This is a genomic window from Rothia aeria, assembly GCF_016726365.1.
In the GTDB taxonomy this organism is placed as follows: Bacteria; Actinomycetota; Actinomycetes; order Actinomycetales; family Micrococcaceae; genus Rothia; species Rothia aeria.
In genome coordinates, this window is record NZ_CP068102.1 from 2,467,890 (window position 1) to 2,490,849 (window position 22,960).

The window sequence follows — 22,960 nt, forward strand, 5'->3', positions numbered from 1 at the left end:
ACTCATCACAAGCCACACCAATACTATTCCCAAGGAGTCTCGTTGAGCACTACCACTCAGCGAGCCGAAGTCCCAACAACCGCGCTCAGCGGCCACGGTGCTAAAACCGCTCAACGGATCACCTGGCTCATCGTCTTCGCGGCTCTGCTGGGGGCGAGCATTATCGCCTCGCTCCTTTTCGGTTCCAACAACTCTATCTCCCTTCAAGCGGTTCTTGACGCCTTCAACGGCACGGCATCACCCCAGACCAGTATTATCGTTTTTGAGCAGCGTATTCCCCGCACTATTGTGGGGATCACCTGCGGCGCGGCGCTAGCGGTGGCAGGCTCGCTCATGCAGTCTCTCACCCGTAACCCGCTGGCCGAACCCGGCCTCATGGGTGTCAATGCGGGCGCTGCGGTGGCGGTGGTTCTTTCGGTGTTCATCGGTGGCGTGATGGGCATCTGGCAGTATATGGTAGTCGCTGTTATCGGTGCTGCTATTGCGGCAGCAGCAGTGTATGTTTTAGGGCGCGGTAAAGACGGCTCCATCGTCAAACTCGCCCTCGCCGGTGTGGCAATCTCTGCAGCTTTGGGCTCTTTCACCCAGGGCCTTATTCTCATTAACCAGGACGCCTACAACGAGTTCCGCCTGTGGGTGGCCGGCTCCCTGGAAGGGCGTGGGGTGGCAATCGCTGCAGCAATCGGCCCGGTGATCGCCGCCGGTGTGCTGCTGGCGTTTTTCGTAGCCCCGGCTATTAACGCCCTGAGCATGGGGGAGGACGCTGCCATTTCTCTGGGGGTGAGTGTACAGACCACCCAGAACCTGACCCTGCTGGCGGTGACGGTTCTCGCCGGTGCCGCAACGGCCGCCATCGGGCCCATCTCGTTCGTGGGCTTGGCGGTGCCGTTCGTGGTGCGCGCCCTGCTCGGAAACGACGTGCGCTGGGTGAATATAGGTTCAGCACTTCTGGGGCCGGTGTGGCTTTTGGGCACTGATGTGCTTGCCCGCGTTCTTCAGCATGAACACGAAACCCAGGTGGGGATTGTGGCTACCCTCGCGGGTGCACCGGTGTTCCTGTTCCTCATGACCCGGCGGAAGGTGGAGGCGCTCTAATGGCCACCCCGCCCACTATCAATATTGTGAAATCCGCTGATTCGCAGCAGGCCCCAACAAAACGCCGCAACCGCAGCCGCAGCCTCGGCGGGAAAGCTGTGGTAACCCTGCGTGGGCCTATTGCTGCGCAAATCCCGTGGCGTGTGGTGATTCTGAACTCTGTGCTTGTTGCTGTGATTTTCTGCCTGAGTATTTGGGCACTCATGCAGGGTGATCGTGAATACAGCGCCTTCCAGGTGATTGACACGCTCTTAGGGGGCGGAACCCGGTCGTCCCGCATTTTCGTCCCCCTGCGGGCTGCGCGTATTGTTGCGGCGCTGCTGGTGGGTGCCGCACTGGGTCTATCGGGCGCTATTTTTCAGGTGATTTCCGGTAATACTCTCGGCTCGCCCGATATTATCGGTTTCACCAATGGTGCCGCCACGGGTGCGCTTCTTCAAATTATTGTTTTTAACTCCGGCCCTGTTGAGGTTGCCGCCGGAGCCGTCATCGGTGGTTTAGCGACCTCCCTGCTGGTGTGGCTCATGACCCGGCATACGGGGCTGCGCGGTTTCCGGCTGGTGCTGGTGGGTATTGGGGTGGGCTCCACCCTGGCTGCCCTCAATTCTTTGCTGGTGGTGCGTGCCTCCCTCACCCAAGCGCAGACCGCCGCCTCGTGGCTGGCCGGTTCTCTTAACGATATTGTGTGGGAACGCAGCTTTGCTCTCATGATCGCAATGGCGCTTGTGGTGCCAGCTTTGCTGCTTGTGACGCGCCCGCTGGGTGCCATCCGGTTTGGGGATAATGTGGCTGCCGGTCTTGGGGTGAGCGTGAACCGTTACCGTGTGGCAGCCCTGTTTATTGGTGTGCTGCTGGTTTCTTTGGCGACCGCCACCACCGGCCCGGTCGCGTTCGTGGCGCTGGCCGCCCCGCATATTGCCAAGACCCTCACCAAAACAACCGGGGTGGGGTTCACCAGTTCTGCGCTCATGGGGGCGCTGCTGGTGTTTGGCTCGGACCTGATTGGGCGGTACGCCATCCCAGGCGGTATGCAGGTGGGTGTGGTCACCGGCGCTATCGGTGGGCTGTACCTGATGTACTTGATTTATCTTGAGAGGAAAAAGAGCTAGTGAGCGCACAGACTATGAACAGCACCGCCCGTTTGCAGGGATCCGGCTTAGTGGTGGGCTACGGCGAGCATAAAGTGCTCGACGGCGTTGATTTCAGTGTGCTTGAGGGGGAACTGACTGTTATCCTCGGCCCGAATGCCTGCGGCAAATCCACCCTGCTCAAAACCCTCTCACGTGTTATCCCGTTTAAAGGTGGGCAGGTGCATCTTGACGGGCAGCCTCTCTCAGGGCTGAAATCGCGTGCTATTGCGCGGATCCTCTCAATGCTGCCGCAGACCCCGGAAGCCCCGTCAGGGGTTACCGTGGCGGATGTAGTGGCGCGCGGACGCTACCCGCACCAGTCGCTTTTACGCTCCTGGTCTGCTCAAGATGAGGCAGCCTGTATTGAGGCGATGGAGGCGGCGAATGTGCTGGAGCTGTCTGAACGGCCCATTGAGGCGCTTTCGGGTGGGCAGCGGCAGCGTGTGTGGATCGCCATGACGTTGGCGCAGCAGACCCCGCTGATCCTGCTGGATGAGCCGACCACCTACCTTGATATTACCCACCAGATTGAGGTGCTTAACCTCACGAAAAAGCTGCACAGGCAAGGCCGCACAGTGGCGGTGGTGCTTCATGATCTTAACCTTGCCTTCCGTTATGCCACACATGTGGTATTAATGAAGCGTGGGCAAATCATTGCGCAAGGTAATCCTAAGAAAATTGTCACATCTGGGCTGATCCGGGAGGTTTTTGATTTGGAGGCCGTTATCATTGATGACCCTTGCACGGGCACCCCTCTCGTGATCCCCACTGAGCAGCAGAACATCTCGATTGCGGCAGACGCCATTGCCGCCGCCCGCGAAGGTAACTGAGGAGGCTCCCTCATGGGTAACCTAGACAACCCGCCGTGTGACACAGTTCAGACCATGAAACCGTCGATCATGGATCGACCGGTGCCGCCGAAAACTCCGCGCCCCACACCCGCCCCCCGCGTCAGCAGCCCTCTCATCAGCACACTCATTGACCAAGCCATCAACGCTGCCGAGCTCAATGCGCGCATCCTGGAGGTCGTTGGGGAAGGAACCCCCCTCATTGAGCAGGTGCATAACCCGGACGGTACCGTGAATGAGGGCGAGCGCATCGTCACGTTCCTGTACCGGCACGCTGAGGCGCAGCAGGTGCTTATTTTCGTGAACCGTCTGACTGATGAGAAAAACCTGCCGCTTTCGCTCATGGAACGTATCGAAGGCACAGATTGGTGGCAGCTGAGCTTTCAGATGGCCACTAACTGGCGCGCCTCATATAGTTTCGTGCCTGCACTACCGGGGGAACGCCCGGTGTGGCTGAGCGAGAGCGACCAGGTCATGCTGCGGGCCGCTCTTGACGCTGGCGAGGGTGACCCGTTCAACCCTAAAACCGTGTGTAACCGTATCGGCCGGTGCATGGGCGTGGTGGAGCTGAAAGACGCCCCGGTACACGAGTTTCTGCTGAGCCAGCAGGAGCTTGATACGCTGCCAGCCCCGCGCTGGCTCAAAACCCCTGACGGGCACATGTATGTGGTGGGTAAAGTCGGCAACCCGGCCCCGGAGGACCCCCTGTTCATCCTGTTCGACGGTGAAGTGTGGTTTAACCACGGTATGGAGCACACGCTTAACCGCGCGTACCGTGCCGGTCGTATCCCGCCGTTCCACGTGTTTTTCCTGCATTCCGGCGGCCGTGAGCGCCGCTGGCAGGAACTAAACGGCGAGCACCCAATCGCCGACTATATTGTGGATGAGGCGCTGCCGCACCTGGCCAAATTCCACAATATTCGCACCCCTGCCGAGAACATTATTATTAATGGGCAGTCATTGGGCGGGTTGTCCTCTCTGCTGGCGGTTATTTCCAGGCCGGAGGCGTTCGGGGCGGCAATCGCGCAGTCCGCGTCGCTGTGGCAGCCGCAGGTTTTCGACCGGCTGGAGCAGCTGCGTTCAGCCGATGAGCTGCACCGTCTGCGCCATTTGCATCTTGAGGTTGAGGTGGGGGAGCAGGAGTGGGTGCTGGTGCCCCCGCATCAGCGGCTGGTGCAGGAGCTAAAAGGTGTGGACATGCACCTGAACTACACGGTGTTCAACGGCGGGCATGATTATGCCTGCTGGCGCGGGGCGATTGTGCCCGCTTTGGAGCGTATTTTAACGGCGAAGTAGCCTCGACCAAGGAGAACGTATCACAGATGACCAAGCAGACTCTAGAACGTAGCGATCTGGGGGTAACCCCGCTGATCCCTGAGGAGTTCGCCGCCCGATACCGCCAGGCCGGGTACTGGATTGATCAGACCATCCCCGAGTTTTTGCTGGATGCGTGCCGGGCTAAACCGCATTTCCCGGCCCTGGTGGCGCTTTCTCACGCGCACCTGCAGGACGGTAAGCCGCAGCAGGTTCGTTACTCGTACGCTGAGCTGGAGGCTGCCGGCCGCGCCGCTGCGGCACGTATCGCCGCCGCCGGGGTGCAGCCGGGCGACCGTGTGCTGCTGCAGCTGGGCAATACTGCCGAGTATCTCATCTACCTGATGGGTATTTTCTGGGCTGGGGCACTGCCGGTATTTTGTTTGCCGCAGCACCGCACCAGTGAGCTGACGCATTTTGCGGCCCGTGCGGATGCGGCCGCGCACGTGTATTCGTCCCGCACCCCGGGCACAGATTTTACTGCGCTGCACCAGGACGTGTCCGAACAGCTGCAGGCTGAAGGGCTGAAACCGCCCGTGGGTATTGATGCGGCTGAGCCGTTGGTGCCGCTTAGCGACGAGCAGCTCGCCGAGCCGTTCGTCCCGGCGGTTATCCAAAATACTGATAGTCCGCGTGCAAGCGAGCAGGTGGCGTTTTTACAGCTTTCCGGCGGCACCACCGGGGTGTCGAAGCTGATTCCGCGTACTCACGCCGCCTACCTGTATTCGGTGCGCGGTTCGGCGGATATTTGCAACCTCACCTGCAACACCACCATGCTGGTGGCGCTTCCGGCGGCGCATAACTTCACCATGAGTTCACCCGGTATTCTGGGGGCGATGTGTGTTCAGGCGAAAATGGTGTTTGCCGCAGACCCCAGCCCGCAGACTGCGTTCGCGCTCATTGAGAATGAGGGGGTTACGTTTACCGCTTTGGTGCCTCCGCTCGCGCAGGCGTGGGTGGCATCGGCCGAGAAACGTGGTGTGCAGCTGCCGTCGCTGAGCGTTCTTCAGGTGGGCGGCGCTAAGCTTGCCGCCACGGTAGCGGGCAAGATCGAATCTGTGCTTGGTGTGCAGGTGCAGCAGGTTTTCGGCATGGCTGAGGGGCTGGTGAACTACACCCGTGCCGGGGATAGTCCGCGCATCCGGTTACATACGCAGGGGCGGCCCATTAGCGACGATGACGAAATTCTGATTGTTGATGATAACGACCAGCCCGTTGCACCCGGTGAGGCTGGGCACCTGCTGACCCGCGGGCCGTACACGATCCGCGGCTACTACAGGGAAGAAAACGCCAACACCTACAGTTTTACTGATGAAGGCTACTACCGCACCGGCGACCTGGTGCGCCTGGTGGACGGGAAGTACCTTGAGGTAGTGGGCCGCGCAAAAGACCAGATTAACCGTAACGGCGAAAAAATTGCGGTAGATGAGATTGAGGCGCTCGCCTTAGCCCACCCCGATGTGCTGGACGCCGTGGCTTTGGGGCTGCCGGATGAGGCGGTGGGGGAGCGTGTCTGCCTGGTGCTTGTACCCCAGGAAGGCGCATCGCTGGGGCAGAACCCGCGCCGTACGATGCACGAGTATTTTACGCAGAAGAAGCTGGCCGCCTTTAAAATCCCGGAGCGGGTGGAGGTGCTCAAAGAGCTGCCCACCACGAATGTGGGTAAAATTTCCCGCCGTGAGCTGCGTGCCCGTCTGGTAGAGATGCTCACAGAATAGTTGTGTGTTGGTGTTCCCGGGCGGGGGCACCGCCGTGAGCACAGGAGCGGCTGCTGGCATGGGGGGCGGGTCATCATGCGCCCTATGCCTCCCCTCCCGCCAGGTGGCGGCAGGCTTGTACCCTTGACGCCGCACCTAAAACCGTATAGAAACGCATCAGATAAACACTATTTAAGGAGTTACGCCATGAGCGCTGAAGCAACCCTGCGCCCGCTACTGGCCAAGTACATTCGTGAAGAAGACTCGCTGAACACCGCGTTCGCCGAGCCCACCACCGACCTGTTCTCGCTCGGGTTTGATTCCATGGGGGCCTTCGCCCTGCTCGATGATCTCGCCGCTGAGGGGATTGCTGTGGAATTTACCGAACTGGTGGAAAACCCCACTGTTGAATTCCTTACCAGCCGCATCGCCTAATACACCACAAGCAATATAAAACCACATGTAGTTCTGCTGCACGAAAGGCCAGTCCGCCATGAGCACCACCGAGCCTGCACCCGCCAGCACCCCGGATACGACGCCCTGGCTACCGTTGAGCGTGAACGCGCGCGGCATCTACCTTGCCGCCGCAATTGACCCCACCAACCCCTGTTATAACACGGCAGAGCTGCTCGAATGCCCCGTCGGCACCAACCGTGACACGCTGCGGCAAGCCCTGCGGCACCTCTACGAGGAAAACGAAGGGTTCCGGGTGCGCACCCGCCTGCACGCGGGACGCGCCGAACAGCAGGTGCTGGGTCTCGACAAATTTCTGGAAAACATTGAGTTTCTGGAAAACATTGAGCTGCTGCCCGTACCAGAGAACCCTCATGAGGAAGAACCGGACAGCGAACCGGTACCAGCCATGGTGCGCGCCTGGGCGTCATCCCTCATCGCCGAACCCCTCAACCCGGATGCCGGTATTACCGTTCGTTCCCGTGTCGCCTTCTACGCCGACAGGCTGTGGGTGTACCACAGCTTCCACCACGTAGTGGCCGACGGGTTCGCGGCATTCAACGGGCTTTCCCGCATCGCCAGTATCTACCGTGCGCTCAGCAGCGGGCACCCGGTTCCACCCGTCAGCCGTGCCTCGCTGGCCGAACTTATCGCCGCCGATAACGCGGCTGAACCCGCCCGCGCCAGCGACTACGAATACTGGACCGCCGGGGAAGGGGCCACCGCGCTCGAACAGCCCGACACCTCCCTAGCTGCGCGCACCGCCGCGCCCGCCCCCCGCGCGTTACGGGCCTCACTGCCTATCCCGCGCACGGTACAGCAGAACATGCTGGCGGCGGCCAAAAAATATGGGGCGTCCTGGCCGGTCGCCGCAACCGCAGCCATCGGCGCGTACCTGGGGCGTATTGGCGGGTACGATACGGCCGCGTTCGGCATCCCCCAAATGAACCGCATGTTCGGCCCCACCCTGCCCGAACCAACCCGAGCCCTCGGCAAAACCAGTGCAAACACCGGAACCACCGCCGTGAACGTGCTGCCCGTGCAGGTGCCTTCCCTTGGGCCCATCGCAGCGGCCCTGAGCTCCGTCAAAGACCAATTCGCCCGCAACACCCAGCACCCCCTGGCACGTCAAGAAGACTTGGAACGGGCCGCAGCACGCAACGACTCCCGCCTCTTTGGGGCGCAGATTAATATTGTCCCGTTCGATGCGGTGCTCACCCTCGGCGTACCAACACCTGGCACCGACGAACTGCCCGGTGCCCCCGCGCCCGTGGCGCGCATCCACAATGTGAGCGCGGGCCCGGTCGCCGACATGACCGTCACCCTGCGCGGCATGCCAGGGCGCGGCAACCCCATCTACCTGGAGCTAGACGCCAACCCTAACCTGTACACCATGGAACAGGTGCAGGCACACGCGCGGCATATGGGCGCCTGGCTAGAGAACTGGGCCACAGCAGCCACCAACGAGCTGCCGCTTGAGACGATCACCACAGCCCTACCCGCAGAACTGGAGACCATTAACGCTTTCAACAGCACCGGGCACCACATCGAATACAAAACCCTGCTGCAGCGGTTCACCGACGCTGTAGCCGCACACCCCAACGAACCCGCCCTCATCGCGACCGCACCGGGGGAACGGTACACCCTCACCCCTGAATCCCCGCACGCGCACGAATTCAACCTAACCCTCACCTACGCGCAGCTTGATGCGCGCGCCCGTGCGCTCGCTGCCTCCCTCGTGGCAGCAGGGGTACGCCCCGGAACCGCCGTCGGCCTACGATTCAACCGGGGTATCGAGCAGTATATTGCGCTTTACGCGGCACTCTATGCGGGGGCCATCTACGTGCCGATCCTGCCCGAACTGCCCGCAGAACGGGTTGGTCACATGCTCACCGACGCAGGATGCTCCGCCCTGCTCAACGGCCCCGGGCTGGGCCTGCTCGCCCCCGCCGAACTGTCCCCGGAAAACCCAGAACGGTTCACGAACCTGCCGCAGCTGCCCTTCACCGCCCTCACCCCGACCGCGCAGCACCCGCTCCCTGCGGACGCCGCACCAGCATCCGCTATTCTGCCCGGACACGAGACGGAGCTTGACGACACCGCCTATATTCTTTTCACCTCAGGCTCAACCGGCAGGCCCAAAGGCGTGGCCGTCAGCCACCGCGCCATCGACAATAGGTTGCGCTGGCAGCAGTCAAAAATCCCGGTCGCCCCCGGTGACCGGGTACTCCACAAAACCCCCATCTCGTTTGATGTGCACGTGTGGGAACTGTACTGGCCGCTTCAGGAAGGCGCAGCGGTCGTTATCGCCGCCCCCGAAGGGCACCGCGACCCCGAATATTTAGCACGCGTGACCGCCGAGCAGGACATCACGTGCGTGCACTTCGTGCCGACCATGCTCGCCGCGTTTATTACGTCACCGACCGCCCGGCGTGTTCTGAAAAGCGCCGGGTTCGGACCCCAAGAAACCGAACGGCGTTTACGCTACCTCGTCTGCTCCGGTGAAGCCCTGCAGAAAGACCAGGTGCTCGGCGCGCACCGGGTGCTTGGGGCGTACCCGTTGAACCTGTACGGCCCCACCGAGGCCGCGGTTGACGTCACGTTCTGGGATACCGCCGAAGACCCAGAACGGGAAATCATCCCCATCGGGGAGCCCGTGTGGAACACAGGAACGCATATTCTAGATAGGGCGGGACGGCCCGTACCGCCGGGCATTACCGGCGAACTGTACCTCTCAGGTGTGCAGCTAGCCCAGGGGTATGTGAATAACCCGCAGGCCACCGCCTCCGCATTCGGGCAGGACGCCCCCAGCGGCATGAGGGTGTACCGCACCGGTGACCTTGCCGCCTGGGAGATACTGCCGGGGGCCACAGACGATAAGCCGCCGCGCGGAGTGATCGTGTACCGCGGGCGCTCCGATAACCAGGTGAAACTGCGCGGGCAGCGCCTCGAACTTGGCGATATTGAGACGGTACTCACTTCGCTTCACTCAGTCACCGGGGCGGTGGCGCTGCTGTACACAGGGCTGCGGGAGCCCGCGCTCGCAGCGTTCCTTGAGGTAGGCGCCCTCAGCACGGAACAGCGTGAAGAGATTATTGCTGACGCGCGTCAAGCCTGCGAGCGGAACCTGCCCGACTACATGGTTCCTTCCCTCTGGCACACGATGGAGACGCTGCCGGTGAGCGCCTCCGGTAAGGCGGATCGTAAACAGCTGGCTCAGTTCAGGTTCGCTACGGCCGCTGCCGATGCGCGCGGCCCGCACGGGCTGCTGGAGCAGCAATTGTGCACTATTTTCGCGCGTGTGCTGGGGCGGGAACGGTTCGGCACCACCGAAGATTTTTTCGCAGCCGGGGGCCATTCGCTGGCGGCGCTTGAGGTTATTGCCGCTATTGGCGAGCAGCTGGGATTGTCTGTGAGCATCGGTGCCCTGTTTGCGAATCCCACGGTTGAGGGTCTCACCCGGGCATTGGAGCAGGATGCGGGGCTGGAATTTGCCCCTGTGCTGCCGCTGCGTGCCGTCGACACAGAACTGACCCCCGATACCCCCGCGCCGCTGTTTGTGCTGCCCCCGGCGGGCGGGCTGGGCTGGTGCTACGCCGGGTACCTGGCGCATCTGCCCGCGAACCAGCCGGTGTACGCCGTGCAGGCGTCCGCGTTTTCTGACCCGCACGCAAAGTTCCCCAGCACGTTACGTGAGCTTGCTCAGGAGTATTTGGGGCGCATCCGCCAGACCTTGCGGGACGCTGACCTACCCGCGCGTATTGAGCTCATGGGCTGGTCGGTGGGCGGTACGGCCGCTGTAGAGGTTGCCGCATTGGCGGAGGACGCCGGTATCGCCGTGGAACGCACAGTGTTGCTGGATGCGTACCCCGCCGAGCAGTGGCAGGGCGTTCCCGCCCCGGATGAGCAGGAAAGCTTCCGTGCCTTGCTGCGGATGGGTGGCCTGCCGGAGGCTGCCCCCGGTGAGGTGCTGGATCTTCCCGGTACTTTGAGGCGGCTACGGCAGGCTGGTTCGGCGATGGGGCACCTGCCGGAGGATAAGCTGGGCGTGTGCTTGGAGTCGATGCGCGCCTCGGCTGCGCTCATGCGCGGGGCACAGCAACTGGACTTTTCGGGTGCGGTGACGATGTTCTCGGTGCCCCATGAGGATCAGCCGTATCTGGATGCTCACGGGTGGGAAAACCACGCGGGTTCTTTGCGTGTGGTGCGGGTTGACGGAACCCACCCGGATATGGTGAACCCGGCGTATATCCCGCAGATCGTTGCCGAGGCGTTCGGTTCGGGGCCAGCAGAGTAGGTGGCGCAGTCATGCCGGTAGATTTCAGGGGCGGCGTTATCACCTACGATAACCTTTTGTGGGCGCTGGAAGATCCGCAAATACCCGCCGAGGAGCTGGACCTTGTTGAGGACTTATTGCAGGTTTCGTACGGTGACGGGAAGTACCTGCTGGATGTGGGCTGGTATTCCGCTGGTGCCGGGTAGGGCGGGTTCATGGTGTATGTGATTGGGAACTGTGACTGGCAGTGCCCGCTGCGCTCTTTAGCTGCCAATAGTCTGGGGCAGCTCGTCTCGGCTATTAATGATGCGCCGCCTTTATCGCTAAATTACCGTGAATAAGGCGCCGACAAATGAAAAATAGTTAATCAGCTATTCTGCAGAATCCCATGCACAATATGGCTCACATCCAGGGTGATGGAGGAGTCAATAGGGTCGGGGAACTGCACCCCATAAATCCCCAGGTGAAAATCCTCACCGGTGGGGGAGCCAGTGTACACAATATCAACCGGACCGTTGTGCACCCTCGTGTCGGGGAACAGCAGGTGGGCGTGGCACCCCACCCGGTACGCGTATTGCAGAATCCGGTTAAAATCGCGTTCCCGCACGTGCTCAAAGCTGCGCGGTATCGGGTCATAGTTCGCCTCAAGCACACATACCGGCGCACCGGTGTCGGCGGTGCGTACCACGAACCCGGGGCGGATCTCGGCGGGGCGTTTCAGCACGGCACTGTTGGTGGCGGGCCTGCGAATGTAGCTGAACTTCGGCAGGGTATTGAGCGTGTACATGCCTGCGGGGAGCGCCTGCAGGAGGGCTTTTTCCAGCATTGTCTCCCACAGAATAGAGGTGTCGTATTTAATGTTGGCGATTACCCCGGCCTCATACGGGTCGGTATCGAACCCGAACCCGAACTGCTGGGCAATAATTGCCCGCGCATACCGGTAGGCGAGCGCCTGCTCATCGGGGATGCGCGCCATGAACGTGGGGGAGAGCCGCTCATTCAGCAAGGTTTGGGCGTTGTGTACACTCACATCGCGCAGGGTCGCTTCGTAGCCGAGAGCTTGCTGGCGCAGCTGGGCGTCTTTCGCCTGCATCGCTACCCGCTGCAGCCCGGCGCGGATCACCTGCCACAGGTGAATGTCTGTGGTGAGTGAGTCGAATTCGCACACCACCCCGGTGCGGTGGGTGGCTTGCCGGTCGATGAGTTTATCGAGCACCATGCGGCCCCGCACGAACCCCAGCTCGTCGGTTTCTGATTCGAACCGTGGGCGGCGGTGTTCCAGCGCGTTTTTGCACAGGTTCAGGAATTTGCGGTATGTCGGCTCTTGTAGCCAGTCGATGCGCGAGAAAATGCCCAGGCCCTGCGGCGGTACGGTGCGGGAGGTGGCGTCCTCAACCGGTGCCTGGTGGTAGTGTTCGAGGATGCGCCAAAACTGCCGCACGGGGGTGAATTCTTCGTCGCTGCCGGGGCGGATGACCCGTCCGATGGTGAAATCTGCGTCGCGGGTGTGCGGCTCCCACGCGGGGGCGTTCCACAGGTCAACGTAGGGAGTGTCTTCCCGGCGGTTGCTTTCGGCGGGTTCGTTGCCTGAGCCTACGACGGCACTGAAGGGCTGCTGCCAGTCGGTGGGTAGCTTCAGGATTTCCCGCTCGTACAGGTATACGTGCAGGCAGCCGGTTTCATCGAGCAGGTGCGTGGGGTGCGGCCGGTCGGCGGGCAGCGGCTCAATAATGTTGCGCCGCCCGTTGGGTGACCAGATTTTGGGGAGTACGTGAACGGCGAGGGTGCGCACTGTCTCGGGGGTGCGGATATGTCCGTTATCGCCGAGTGTTACGACGGTTACCCCGGCGCGTTGTCCGGCGACTCCCGCCTGGAAATAGCAGTATTCGCCCACTTATGCGGCCTCGTATAGTCGCGCCATGATCGGGTTCCAGGTGCCGCCAATGTGGGGGCGCCTGCCCAGTCCGTGGCCCACGTATTCCACGTACCGGCCGCACAGGTCGCTTATTCCGGCAAGTTTACGGGGGAAGTCCGGGTTGGTGTGCGGGGTTTCTTTAATGTTGAAGGTCGCGGCGACTTCTGCGAGCTGGGTGAGTAGCGCATCGGCAATTTCTGGTGCGCTGGCTTTGGGCTCAAAGAAGTAGGCGTGGCCTAGCCGGGCGTCGGGCCCCACCTCGTTTTTGAGGGAGGTATTGAGCCTGTCGTAGGCGTCGATCAGCAGCGATAGCTCGGGGTCTGCCTCAAGGTCCCGGCCTGCGGCGGTGAGGGCTTCTTTCAGGTCGTCTTTGCGCATGGGTTCCATCTCGTGCCAGTGGAAGCGGCGCCGCAGTGCTAGGTCGATGGTTCCTACGGACCGGTCGGTGGAGTTCATGGTGCCGAGGATGTGCAGGTTGTCGGGCACTACGAGGCGGCTGTAGCTGCGCCCGCGTGACCAGTCTTGGGTGCCGTCGTCGCGAATGCGCGGCACAAACACGGGGGTTTGCAGGGTTGCGTAGGTTACATGCGGGGGGATGGTGACGGGCTGGGCGCTGCTGGAGGAATCTTCCCGGTCGTAGTTTGCCACGAGCGCCCCGTGCATATGGTTTTGCCAGTCGCCGTTGGTGTCGGTGGCGTAGTTGTGGCGTTTGGACTTTTCAAGAACGAGCATGAGGTCGCCGAAGACACGGGAGGTGTTGGCGCGGTTGATCTCGTCGATAAAGAGCAGGTGGGCTGGGGCTTCCCGGTGGGTGGGGTCCTGCCCCAGGGAGGTGTCTGCCCCGGTGCGGGCACGGTGGGCGGCGTAGCTGCGGGCTAGTCGCACCGCCTTGGCGCAGGCTTGCAGGAAGATCCCCTCATGGGAGATGAAGTCCGGGGTCTCGGTGCCGTAAGCGAAGTTGGGCCGTAACCCGCTCACGAACTCTTCGTACGAGGTGGAGGGGTGGAACACCACGGTGGTCACGTTTTCGGGTCCGTAACCGCCGTTGATGGTGGTGTCTTTCAGACTTTCAAGCATGTGGGACTTGCCGCAGCCGGCAACGCCTTCGGCAATGACGTTTGAGTAGTCGTTGAGTTTTTTGATGATTCCCATGTTTTTGTTTTCGAGGGGCGAGCTGAAAAGCCCTATCTTGTATGAGGATGTGGTGTACCAGTCCAGGATTTGCTGGGGAGTGTCCCGGGGGAAATTGAACCCGGGGTGCAGGATGGGGAAGAAGCATATTTGTAAATCGTCCAGCGGGTTAAAGCTGAGGGCGTGCACTATGCTGTCTTGGTGTTCGTACAGGAAGTCTAGGATATCCAGCAGCGACCGGTTTTTCGCGTTTTTGGTGTTAATGTTGGGGTACCCGTCCATCTCGCTAATATTCACTTTCGTGTCGATGGAGAGGTACCTGAACACATAGTTAATGTAGTTCGTGACGTATTTTCCCCGGTAGGGTTTGGGGTCGCCGTTGTCTTCGGTGATAGCGAGCAGCCCTTTGGTTTTATCGAGGATGATGCAGTGCATCATAATGCCGTCTTCGAGGGATTTAAGGCTAATATTCTCGGGGTCGCAGTAGGTGGGTACACCGTTCGGGTCGGTGATGTGCAGTTTGTCCCTGAGCTCTCTGAGCGGGGTGAACCTGGGGTGGAAAACTGAGTGTCCTGTGGGCCATTTGCCTTGAAGCTGGGTCTGCAGCTGGTGCACCGCTTTTGACAGGTTGTAGGCGTGAGACATCCCCGCACCGGATGACGGCGCTGTGGTCGCCTGTGAAGTGTAGGTGGTGTCGGACATGGCTCTCCTAGTTATTTTTCTGCCTTTCTTATTATCGCAAATATGCCCACCCATTTTTACCATTTTGTGGGGGTATCACGGGGAACGGCTAACCCTGAGGATGAACCCTATAGGCGGTTTCTTGTGGGTGGTAATGGCGCATGATATGCCGTGCGCGGCCATAGATTCGGGGGCTTCGCGCCCTCACCATGGGTGAGGAAGCGAAGCCCCCGAAACGGTCACCGGGTGGTGCCCGTGTGGCGCATTAGACTAGTCGTCGTTGTTTGCGCTCTGAACGGCGTTGACGTTCGTCAGGTCGTACTTTGCGAATGCCTGGGCTGCGGCGTCGGCAGGTACTTCACCGTTCTTGGCGAGCATCTGCAGGGTGCGCACCACCATCGACTGTGCGTCGATGTGGAAGAACCGGCGGGCACCCGGGCGGGTGTCGGCGAAGCCGAAGCCGTCAGCGCCGAGGGTTGCAAAGTCGTTCGGCACGAACTGGCGGATCTGATCGGGCACATCCGAGGTGTAGTCGGTCGATGCGATGATCGGGCCGTTCGCACCGGCGAGCTTCTGCGTCACGTAGGGCACGCGAGCGGGCTGGCCGGGGTTCAGCAGGGCTTCTTCTTCGGCAGCCACACCATCGCGGCGCAGCTCGGTCCAGGAGGTTACGGACCAGACATCGGCGGATACGCCCCAGTCTTCGGCCAGGAGCTTCTGCGCTTCGATAGCCCACGGTACAGCAACACCGGATGCCAGCAGCTGGGCCTTCGGGCCGGAAGCCAGCGGGGAGTCCTGCACCTTGTAGATGCCCTTGACGATGCCTTCCACGTCCACATTTTCGGGTTCTGCGGGCTGGTGGATCGGCTCGTTGTACACGGTCAGGTAGTACATGACGTCGTGATCTTCGTCGAGGTTGCCGTACATCTGCTCAATACCGCGCTTCACAATGTGCGCAATCTCGTAGCCGTACGCCGGGTCGTAGATCTTGAACGCAGGGTTGGTGCTTGCCAGGATGGGCGAGTGGCCGTCCATATGCTGCAGGCCCTCACCGGAGAGCGTGGTGCGCCCTGCGGTTGCGCCGATCACGAAGCCGCGTACCATCTGGTCAGCAGCAGCCCAGAAGGCGTCGCCGGTGCGCTGGAACCCGAACATCGAGTAGAAGATGTAGATCGGGATCATGGGCTCACCGTGGGTGTCGAAGGACGAACCAACAGCGGTGAACGCTGCGGTTGCGCCCGCCTCGTTAATACCCACGTGAAGGATCTGACCCTCAGGCGACTCTGTGTAGGAGAGCATGAGCTGGTGATCCACCGGCACATAGTTCTGGCCGTTGGGGTTGTACAGCTTAGCGGAGGGGAAGAACGCGTCCATACCGAAGGTGCGTGCCTCGTCCGGGGTGATGGGTACGATGCGGTGGCCGAAGCCTTTCACGCGCATCAGGTCCTTCATCAGGCGCACGAACGCCATGGTGGTGGCGGCTTCCTGCTTACCGGAGCCCTTCTTAGCACCGGCGTATGCTTTATCATCCGGCAGGGTGATTTCGGGCTGAGTGTTCGGGCGGTGCGGAATGTACCCGCCCAGCTCCTCACGGCGCTTGTGCATATACTGCAGGGCCGGGTGGTCTGCCGAAGGCACATAGTACGGCGGGTTGTAGAGGTCCTTCTCCAGCTCCTCATCCGAGATGGGGATGTTCAGGTGGTCACGGAAGCCTTTGAGGGCTTCCATGGTGAACTTCTTAATCTGGTGGGTTGAGTTGCGTGCCTCGAAGAAGGGGCCCAGCTCAGCACCCTTAATGGACTGAGCCAGGATGACGGTGGGGCGACCCTTGGTTTCCAGCGCCTCCTTGTAGGCGGCGTAGAGTTTCTTGTCGTCGTGCCCGCCAAGTCGCAGGTTGAAGATCTGCTCGTCGCTCAGGTCTGCAACCAGTTCCTTGGTTTCGGGGTACTTGCCGAAGAAGTGCTCGCGAATGTACCCGCCGTCTTCGCCGCGGAAGGTCTGGTAGTCACCGTCGAGAGTCTCATTCATCAGCTGGATGAGCTTGCCGCTCTTATCCTTCTGAAGCAGGGCGTCGTAGTCGGAGCCCCACAGCACCTTAATGACGTGCCAGCCTGCACCGCGGAAGAATGCCTCAAGCTCCTGAACAATTTTACCGTTACCGCGAACGGGGCCATCGAGGCGCTGCAGGTTGCAGTTCACGACGAAGGTCAGGTTGTCGAGCTTTTCGTTGGCTGCCAGCTGCAGTGCACCACGCGATTCCGGTTCGTCCATTTCGCCGTCGCCAAGGAACGCCCACACGTGCTGCTGGGAGGTGTCCTTAATCTTGTGGTTGTGCAGGTAGCGGTTAAAGGATGCCTGATGGATGGCATTCAGCGGGCCCAGACCCATCGAAACGGTCGGGAACTGCCAGAAATCAGGCATGCAACGTGGGTGCGGGTATGAGGGGATTCCGTTCGCGCCTTTTGTTTTTTCCTGACGGAAACCATCCATCTGCTCAGCGGTGAGCTTACCCTCAACAAATGCGCGGGAGTACACGCCGGGGGAGGAGTGGCCTTGGAAGAAGACCTGGTCGCCGCCGCCGGGGTGGTTGCGGCCGCGGAAGAAGTGGTTCAGGCCCATCTCGTACAGGTCGGCGATACCCGCGTAGGTGGAGATGTGCCCGCCAACGCCGATGCCTTTCTTCTGTGCACGCTGCACCATAATGGCTGCGTTCCAGCGGATCCAAGCGCGGTATTGACGCTCAAGTTCCTCATCACCGGGGTAAGCAGGCTGCTGGTCGGCGGGGATAGTGTTAATGTAGTCGGTATTGACAATGGTGGGTACCTCTACACCCTTCTTGCCAGCTTCCTGCAGAAGCGAGCGCAGGATGTATTCGGCACGTTCGGTGCCGTGAGTTTTAATAAGGTCCTCAAGGGACTCGGCCCACTCCTGGGTTTCTTCAGTATCGACGTCTTTCAGTCCGTCGAGAAGAGTGCTCAGGGCGTGTTCGTTCGGTTTTGCGTTACCCAAACTAATCCAACCTCTCTTGTGTTCAGTTGTGAAGGTGTTACGACGGCGATTCTCCGCGGGTGACACCCCTAGCAGGCAAGTGGGCCGAACGTGGTGGTCGGCGCACTTCTTTCTCTACTATTTTAGTCCTTATTTGACCCTGGTTTTGCTGTTGTGAAGGATTTTTTGGGGACTGCTGTCAGCGGGTGGGTTGGGTACCTGCGGATTTGCAGGAGAAAAGCCAAAGATATTTTTGCCTGTACCGTGCAGATTTTACGCTGCATGGTGGTTCTGTGTTGGGTTTTGCGGTATTACTTTGGGTTTTTGAGGTGAAGGGCAGCGGGCTGTACTGTGCCGTGTAATTTTCTTCACCCGCGCCGTCCCAAAGCACTGAGATGTATAACACCCTCAACGGGTTTGCGCTCCCTGCAAAGACCCCGTATAGTATTACCTTGTTCGCCGGTTTGGTGAGCACAATGGGTCTTTAGCTCAGCTGGTAGAGCGCCACGTTTACACCGTGGATGTCATCGGTTCGATCCCGGTAGGACCCACAATTTATCGATGCGGCCCCGTCTAAGGACGGGGCCTTTTCGTTATTGTCCCTGGGGACATTGGTACATTCGCTGTGGTGGTCTACCGAGATAGCAGCGGGCCGCTCACCCGTGCGCATAATTGGCGATCCGCGCACCGCATCTGTGTATAAATCAGCGTACCCTTATATACATGACTGAAAATATCGAGAGTAAAAAGGCGCAAATTGGTGTAACCGGCCTGGCAGTGATGGGCGCGAACCTGGCCCGTAACTTGGCCCGCAACGGCTACACTGTGGCGCTGCATAACCGTTCCGTCGAGAAAACCGACGCGCTTCTTGCCGAGCACGGGCAAGATGGTGAATTTATTCGTACCGAATCACTGCAGCAGCTGGTTGACTCATTGGAGTCGCCGCGGCGTATCTTGGTAATGGTGAAAGCTGGTGCTCCGGTTGATGCCGTGATTGAGCAGCTAACACCCCTGCTGGATGAGGGCGATATTGTTATTGACGGCGGTAACTCGCATTTCCCAGACACGATCCGCCGCGAGCGTGAGCTGGCGCAGAAGGGCCTGCACTTTGTGGGCGTGGGTGTCTCCGGTGGTGAGGAGGGCGCACTGTGGGGTCCCTCTATTATGCCGGGCGGATCTGCCCAGTCGTATCATCATGTAGGCCCTATGCTGGAGAAGATTTCGGCAAAGGCGCCCCAGGACGGTTCACCATGCTGCGCGTGGATTGCCACCGATGGCGCGGGGCACTTCGTGAAAATGGTTCACAACGGTATTGAGTACGCCGATATGCAGGTGATCGGGGAAGCGTACGATATTCTGCGTTCTATCGCCGGGCTGGAACCAGCGGAGCAAGCACAGATTTTTAAGACGTGGAACGAAACCGAGCTCAATTCGTACCTGATTGAGATTACCTCTGAGGTGCTGGCCCAGGTGGATGCTAAAACCGGTAAGCCTCTGGTGGACGTGATCCTGGATCAGGCTGGTCAGAAAGGAACCGGCCGCTGGACGGTGCAGGCTGGCCTTGATTTGGGAGCCCCGGTCTCTGCCATTGCAGAGTCGGTGTTTGCCCGCGCGCTTTCATCATCTGATCCGGTTGCCCGTGAGCAGGCTCAGCAGCAGCTTCCTGCGGGCCTGATCGCGACCACCGGTGTCGGTGCTGGGGATCCTGAATTTGTTGAGGATGTGCGCCGTGCCCTGTTGGCCTCGAAACTGGTTGCTTACGCGCAGGGCATGGATATGATTGCCCGTGCGGGGGACGAGTACGGTTGGGATTTGAAGCTTGATGTGATTGCTTCGCTGTGGCGTGCCGGGTGCATCATCCGCGCCGAGCTGCTGGGCGATATTATGGCTGCCTACTCCGGTGAGCGTCCGGCAAATATGCTTTTGGCACCCCAGTTCAAGTCTTTGATGGATGAGCTGGTCCCGTCGTGGCGCCGGGTAGTGGGTAAAGCCACCGCTCTTGGGGTTCCGGTACCGGTGTTCTCTTCGGCCCTGTCGTATTATGACGGCCTGCGCCGTGACCGCCTGCCTGCGGCCGTAATTCAGGGGCAGCGTGATTTCTTTGGCGCGCACACTTACGGGCGTGTGGACGAAGAAGGGGCCTTCCACACTATGTGGAGTGGTGACCGTTCTGAGGTGAACGCCGCCGACATTCACGTGCACTAATACTGCACCAGGGGCTGCCCTGGTTGTATAACTATGCGGTGCGGGCGTCTTCGTGTATCTGGTTTTAGGCCAGACGGTGAAGATACCCGCACCGCATCAGTGTGTGCAGAAGGTGTGCCCTGAGGCTGAGGGCACGTTGTATTTAGTGCCCGCCGGTACCTCCGCCGGATACATAAGGCGTTACAGCCCAGCGTCCGTTAACGTATTCGGTGGTAACGTACCCGGTCAGCCGCGTCCACTGGTATTTTTCGGGGAGATCGTCGTGGTACTCACCCCGAATAATTGCTTTGGTGCCGTTAAGAAAAGTCTCGGTGCACCGCCACGTAATCTTAGAGGAGGATACGATGGGGTCGGCAAGAATGTCCATCTCAAACTTGCGATCAAAGAACCACGTTTTTGATGATTCCATATTCTGATAGAAAGTCTCAAAGCTCTGCATGTATTCAATATCAGGCTTGGCGGCTTCCATCTCTTTAAGTGGTTCAAGGTCACCTGTTTTAGTGATGTAATCAAAAACCGATGCCTGATATCGGAGCGTTGCGTACGCTCCTTCAAGTGAGTCCTCATTCATATTCTCAGGTTTGAGAGGCTTAGGCGCGTTCCGGGGTGGATGCTCTTCATTACCTGGCTCGTAGGTTTTATTCTCATAATGGTCAACTAGAGGAACTACCCCTTTGTAGTTTTTGGAACCCGCATCGTATTTCTGCCCGGTGGCTTCTGTTGATGCATTAGCGGAAGCTGAACTGGTTTGCGAGGATGATGTCTCTGAAGCTGATGATGAGCTGCCGGATGTGGACGTACTGCTCTGGCTGCAGGCTGCCAGTAGGGATGCGGAACCTAAGCCCAGGAGGGCAACCGCGCCTCTGCGGGTTACGGACAAAGACATGTTTCTACCTTTCTGCTAGTCTTTGGTAGTTTATTCTGATATTACAGGTAAGTTCATAGTTCGCTCTTAAAAACTACTAACTGTAGTGTCATAATGCTAAAAAGCATATGTATGTACTCAAAGGTGTTCCCGGAAGAATATAGTACATAAGTCTATAGTAACCTTATTCAGGGTTATTTTGATTATTCGACGTACATTTTGATGTTTTAATATTGCGAAAGGCCCTTCTGTAAGCATCAGAAACTGTGCAGGGTGAACCTGCGGGTTACTGAGAGCACACAAGGCCCCGGTGTCATCTAAAGATACCGGGGCCTGTAGCGTGAGTGTTTGTGTGTCGGCTGCTGCGTTAATTATTGCTTGGGCACGTAGCTGTAAGGGATGTGACACGAAACCGTGGAGTAGGTACCGCTGGCTTGGTTCTCTGAGACGGTTTCCCCGTTAACAGTGATTTTGCAGCTAACCTTAGTGGCCCCACCGTCACCGTACGAGCCGGAAGCATTAAGGGTATAACTGTCCTTGAGAGTAGTCTCGATGCCTTCCTTACGCCAGTCGCTCGAAATGTTCTCGGTACTGGTGGAACTGTACGGGCCGTAAGAGACTCGGGCTTTACCGTTAGCCTTGACCTCAACATCAACCTTCACCTTTGTTGTAGCCCGGTCAATAGAAGGCGTAGCAGAAGCAGAGCGTGATGCGGATGGGGTGGAGGTGTAGGAATGCGGCGAAGACGATGACGCTGACGGCGAGGGGGAACTCGAAGAAGAAGACGCTGAAGACGACGACGGCGAGGCGGAGGAAGAAGTCGCTCCACCAGCAATATTATTCGGTTCATTATTACGCGTTGTGATAGTCACTACGAGTACCACTACGAGGGCGATTACGCCAGCACCGCACAAGAACCCCACCATCCACGGCCACACGGGACGGGGGCGATCTTCCTCCTCATAGAGGTCGCCGTAATTCCTGCCGTATGGGCCGCCAGGTACAGCACCGTTATAGGGCGGAATAGGGCCGCTTGGGTACCCCTGTTGATAGGGGCCTTGGCCGTAGCCAAGATTCCCAGTGTTATACCCTTGACCGTTCAGATTCCCGGTGTTGTATCCGTAGCCGCCAAGGTTCCCAGTGTTATACCCTTGGCCATTCAAATTGCCGGTGTTGTATCCCTGCCCGTTCAGGTTCCCGGAGTTGTAACCGTTATACTGGGCTGCCTGCCGCACGGCTGAAGGATCCATAGGGAGCGTTTCGTCCCCATACTGTTGGTTACCATCCGGTCCGTTCAGGGGAGCCGATTGGGGCCCGTGATTGGTAGCCCCTGACGTATCCGGGTACCCCTGTGTTCCGGCCTGATCTGCGCCACTATTATTGTTCGCTCCATCAGGGCCTTCTGTAGGTGGGAACTGAGACATTGATTCTCCTCATAGGATGGTGGTTCACGCGAGGAACACTGACCTTCCCATGCTACCGCGAATCTTTGAACAAATGCTGTATGCGGTGCCCCAGGCTCTCCGGAATTATGGATCTTCTACGTTTAGCTCCGGCTGGTAGATGGTGGTGAACAGGCAAAGGTCAGTGCGCCTAGGAATTACTGCCGCCTGGTTTTAAAACGAGGCGGCAGTATTTTCAATGCGCCGTGTGGCTGGTGAAGGAAACAGATACTGCTAGATCCACATGGCCGGGTCTATATACTCCACAGCATCCACCAGCGGTTTCTTCTTCTCTGGGGTGCGCGGGCGCGATTTTGCCGGGATACCTGTAATAATCGAATCGTGCGGGTGATCGTTTACCACCACCGCATTCGCGCCAATAGCGCTGTCAGCACCGATCTGTACCGGACCGAGTACTTTAGCGCCCGCCCCAATCGTCACGCGGTCACCGATCGTAGGGTGGCGTTTCACTTTCTCTAAGGAGCGGCCGCCTAAGGTCACCCCGTGATAGAGCATCACGTCGTCACCTATTTCGGTGGTTTCACCAATCACAATGCCCATGCCATGGTCAATAAAAAACCGGCGCCCGATTGTAGCTCCGGGGTGAATTTCAACGCCCGTCAGAAAACGGGTGAACTGTGATATTGAACGCGCCAGGGCCTTCGTTGTATCCCGCTGCCACAGTCTGTGGCTCAGTCGGTGCGACCAGATGGCGTGCATCCCCGAATAATTGAGTATAATTTCGACCGTGCCGCGCGCGGCCGGGTCGTGTTGGCGAACGTTTGCAATGTCTTCACGCAAACGGGCGATGAATCCCATGGTCATCCTTCTTTTACTGTGCGTTCATCCAAAGGTACCAACATCAGGGACTGTTTTCACGCTAGGGAAACCTGAGCGGAGAGAACAGCGAACACTTATGC

15 protein-coding genes and 1 tRNA gene are annotated in these 22,960 nt (G+C 59.5%); 10 read left to right on the forward strand and 6 right to left on the reverse strand.

Features of this window, described 5'->3' with window-relative positions; translation table 11 throughout:
- The first annotated feature begins 42 nt into the window (after positions 1-42).
- The 8 genes from I6I94_RS10865 to I6I94_RS10900 all read left to right on the forward strand — a co-directional run bounded on the left by I6I94_RS10865 (position 43) and on the right by I6I94_RS10900 (position 11,019).
- The gene (locus I6I94_RS10865; RefSeq protein ID WP_006888690.1) at positions 43-1,095 is read left to right on the forward strand and encodes a FecCD family ABC transporter permease; all 1,053 of its coding nucleotides are present in this window, start codon (positions 43-45) and stop codon (positions 1,093-1,095) included.
- Positions 1,095-2,204, forward strand: coding sequence for a FecCD family ABC transporter permease (locus I6I94_RS10870; RefSeq protein ID WP_006888694.1), 1,110 nt, complete (start codon positions 1,095-1,097; stop codon positions 2,202-2,204). The genes I6I94_RS10865 and I6I94_RS10870 overlap by 1 nt, the downstream gene beginning before the upstream one ends.
- A 14-nt stretch (positions 2,205-2,218) precedes the next feature.
- A complete protein-coding gene (locus I6I94_RS10875) occupies positions 2,219-3,055 on the forward strand; it encodes an ABC transporter ATP-binding protein (protein ID WP_037235336.1) in 837 nt (278 codons plus the stop codon).
- Between the two features lie 12 nt (positions 3,056-3,067).
- On the forward strand, positions 3,068-4,369 hold the full coding sequence (locus I6I94_RS10880) for an enterochelin esterase domain-containing protein (RefSeq protein WP_201620694.1): 1,302 nt from the start codon (positions 3,068-3,070) through the stop codon (positions 4,367-4,369).
- A 26-nt stretch (positions 4,370-4,395) separates the two neighbouring features.
- The gene (locus I6I94_RS10885; protein WP_201620695.1) at positions 4,396-6,105 is read left to right on the forward strand and encodes a (2,3-dihydroxybenzoyl)adenylate synthase; all 1,710 of its coding nucleotides are present in this window, start codon (positions 4,396-4,398) and stop codon (positions 6,103-6,105) included.
- 186 nt (positions 6,106-6,291) lie between these two features.
- On the forward strand, positions 6,292-6,519 hold the full coding sequence (locus tag I6I94_RS10890) for a phosphopantetheine-binding protein (RefSeq protein WP_126500182.1): 228 nt from the start codon (positions 6,292-6,294) through the stop codon (positions 6,517-6,519).
- A 58-nt stretch (positions 6,520-6,577) separates the two neighbouring features.
- On the forward strand, positions 6,578-10,834 hold the full coding sequence (locus I6I94_RS10895; RefSeq protein WP_201620696.1) for a non-ribosomal peptide synthetase: 4,257 nt from the start codon (positions 6,578-6,580) through the stop codon (positions 10,832-10,834).
- Between the two features lie 11 nt (positions 10,835-10,845).
- Positions 10,846-11,019: a hypothetical protein gene (locus tag I6I94_RS10900; protein ID WP_172425684.1), complete on the forward strand. Its 174-nt coding sequence runs from the start codon at positions 10,846-10,848 to the stop codon at positions 11,017-11,019.
- A gap of 161 nt (positions 11,020-11,180) precedes the next feature.
- Here the strand turns inward: I6I94_RS10900 and I6I94_RS10905 are convergent, their stop codons facing one another.
- The 3 genes from I6I94_RS10905 to aceE all read right to left on the reverse strand — a co-directional run bounded on the left by I6I94_RS10905 (position 11,181) and on the right by aceE (position 17,549).
- On the reverse strand, positions 11,181-12,707 hold the full coding sequence (locus I6I94_RS10905; protein WP_201620697.1) for a 5-methylcytosine restriction system specificity protein McrC: 1,527 nt from the start codon (positions 12,705-12,707) through the stop codon (positions 11,181-11,183).
- The gene (locus tag I6I94_RS10910) at positions 12,708-14,561 is read right to left on the reverse strand and encodes an AAA family ATPase (protein ID WP_201620698.1); all 1,854 of its coding nucleotides are present in this window, start codon (positions 14,559-14,561) and stop codon (positions 12,708-12,710) included. It abuts the gene before it with no gap.
- Positions 14,562-14,810: 249 nt separating this feature from the next.
- Entirely contained in the window at positions 14,811-17,549 is a 2,739-nt protein-coding gene (gene aceE / locus I6I94_RS10915) for a pyruvate dehydrogenase (acetyl-transferring), homodimeric type (protein WP_037235140.1), read from the reverse strand.
- Between the two features lie 457 nt (positions 17,550-18,006).
- Between aceE and I6I94_RS10920 the strand changes: the two genes are divergently transcribed.
- A tRNA-Val gene (locus I6I94_RS10920) sits at positions 18,007-18,079 on the forward strand.
- Between the two features lie 172 nt (positions 18,080-18,251).
- Positions 18,252-19,733 carry an NADP-dependent phosphogluconate dehydrogenase gene (gene gndA / locus I6I94_RS10925; protein ID WP_201620699.1) on the forward strand — a complete coding sequence of 494 codons (1,482 nt, stop codon included), beginning with the start codon at positions 18,252-18,254 and terminating at the stop codon, positions 19,731-19,733.
- A gap of 142 nt (positions 19,734-19,875) precedes the next feature.
- Here gndA and I6I94_RS10930 read toward each other — a convergent pair whose 3' ends face one another.
- The 3 genes from I6I94_RS10930 to epsC form a co-directional block, all read right to left on the reverse strand.
- Positions 19,876-20,619: a DUF6318 family protein gene (locus tag I6I94_RS10930; protein WP_201620700.1), complete on the reverse strand. Its 744-nt coding sequence runs from the start codon at positions 20,617-20,619 to the stop codon at positions 19,876-19,878.
- A 350-nt stretch (positions 20,620-20,969) separates the two neighbouring features.
- Positions 20,970-22,022: a hypothetical protein gene (locus I6I94_RS10935; RefSeq protein WP_201620701.1), complete on the reverse strand. Its 1,053-nt coding sequence runs from the start codon at positions 22,020-22,022 to the stop codon at positions 20,970-20,972.
- A 252-nt stretch (positions 22,023-22,274) separates the two neighbouring features.
- On the reverse strand, positions 22,275-22,859 hold the full coding sequence (gene epsC, locus I6I94_RS10940; RefSeq protein WP_006887821.1) for a serine O-acetyltransferase EpsC: 585 nt from the start codon (positions 22,857-22,859) through the stop codon (positions 22,275-22,277).
- Between the last annotated feature and the right edge of the window lie 101 nt (positions 22,860-22,960).